The organism is Sodalis-like endosymbiont of Proechinophthirus fluctus, from assembly GCF_001602625.1.
Taxonomy (GTDB): Bacteria; Pseudomonadota; Gammaproteobacteria; order Enterobacterales; family Enterobacteriaceae.
Genome location: NZ_LECR01000010.1, coordinates 1 through 1,736, shown reverse-complemented (window position 1 = coordinate 1,736; position 1,736 = coordinate 1). Strand labels below are relative to the sequence as shown.

The following is a 1,736-nucleotide window of genomic DNA, read 5'->3' as shown; positions in this document are numbered from 1 at the left end:
CCTGACCCCGACCCTCGCCGATAAGTGTAGTATCCGTGCGTGCATGCGTCAGGCCCGTAACCGTTGATGCCGATCGCTGCGGGAATTAACTCTCGAGTCAGGTCGGCAGTGAAGAGCAGCATGAGAGTGTCCGCTTCCGCGCGTGGTCGATTTTAGTGCGGCGTAGCATAGGTTACAGTAAGATGTTTGTTCTAGCTTCTGATATTTTTATGCCATGGCGAGAGTGGTTTTTACCCCGATACTTTTTGCCGGGGGACGGGATAGCCGAGCTCTCGCTGCCTGGCTGACGCGGCCTGTGGGCGGTGGCGTTGCCTAGATTGGTAACCGCACTGTCCGAATGCCTGTCATTATTGGTTTGCGGTGGGTGTTCAGGGTCGGTACGGACCATCACAGCATAGAACGCCGCCAGCGGCTCGATCATTGCGAGCAAACGGTGAGTGGTCTGTGGTGTTCCCGTGCTGGGTGATCACGGCGGTATTAGATTGGTGGGAAGTGTTCAATCCAAATTTCTGTCTTACATCCATCATGGTATTCGGCATAATGACCCCTATTCAGTTCTATTGGGTCGAGGTAATACCTCGCAACGCCGCTCTGGCCTAGGGCGCGTGATAGCGTGATGCTACTAAAATTCAAGCACTACCAGCCACTTCAGGGAGGGTCCCTAAAGGATAACGCACGCCTCATTGATGATATGCACCGCCCATCCATCCTGACGGCAGGGTCATATTAGGATGAATGAAATTCAACAGGCAGCAGGCAATACGACGATGCGTATAGCTTTTCTCTCAGCCTTAGTGACCAAGGCGGCGGCATGAGAAGAGTAGAAGCAGTGACATGATGAAGAAAAGACAGTTTACTCAGAACCGGTTATTTTTAGCAGATTATTCAACGATAGGGCCAAATCTACCATTCTATGTAGGCGACAGGCAAGAGGATTTACCCCCAGATGAATAGCCCGCAATGGAAACATATTACGTCCTTGGAAGATATTCTCCCAACTGCAACGCGCGGTCAGCCAGCAAGATTGCGTCTGGGGAAACTTAGCATAGAAAATAGTCACTTACTGACCTACTATCGCCGACCGTACGACCATTTGACCGGCAGAGGACGAAAAGAGTTAATAACGCTCAGCGCTGATAGAGTGTTTCCATGCCGTCTTCATCGTCCTCATTCCAATCATCATCTAAGTCCTCTTCGTCGGTTTCCGCCTGCATAAGATGATAGCGGTGATAATCATCCCACATGAATTCAACATGTTCCGGCTGTGCCTCATGTACAGATTGCTCCTTAGGATGCTCGTTGATAAATGCCATTACATCCCAGCACAGCGCCTTCACACTGTCGTGATTGGCGGCAGAAATCAGATAGTATTGCGTTTCCCAACCCAATGCCTCGGCGATGGCTTTGGCACGCGCCGCTGTTTCCTCAGTGTCAAGCAGATCCACTTTGTTGAATACCAGCCAACGCGGTTTAGCAGCTAGCTTTTTACTGTATCGTTCCAGCTCAGTGACGATAATGCGGGCGTTTTTGACAGGATCGGGGTCGCCCACCGGTGTCAGATCGATAATATGCAGCAACACCCGGCAACGCTCCAAATGCTTGAGGAAACGAATACCCAAACCAGCGCCGTCGGCCGCGCCCTCGATCAGTCCGGGAATATCCGCCACTACGAAGCTCTGTTCGTTATTCATACGCACCACGCCAAGGCTTGGCACCAGCGTGGTAAACGGATAATC

General features: G+C 51.5%; 1 protein-coding gene. It reads right to left on the bottom strand.

Translation table 11 applies throughout. The features are described 5' to 3' along the window. Positions 1–1,127: 1,127 nt before the first annotated feature. Positions 1,128–1,736: GTPase (locus tag BG74_RS01160; RefSeq protein ID WP_187202473.1), on the bottom strand; the 609-nt coding region annotated here is incomplete at its 5' end.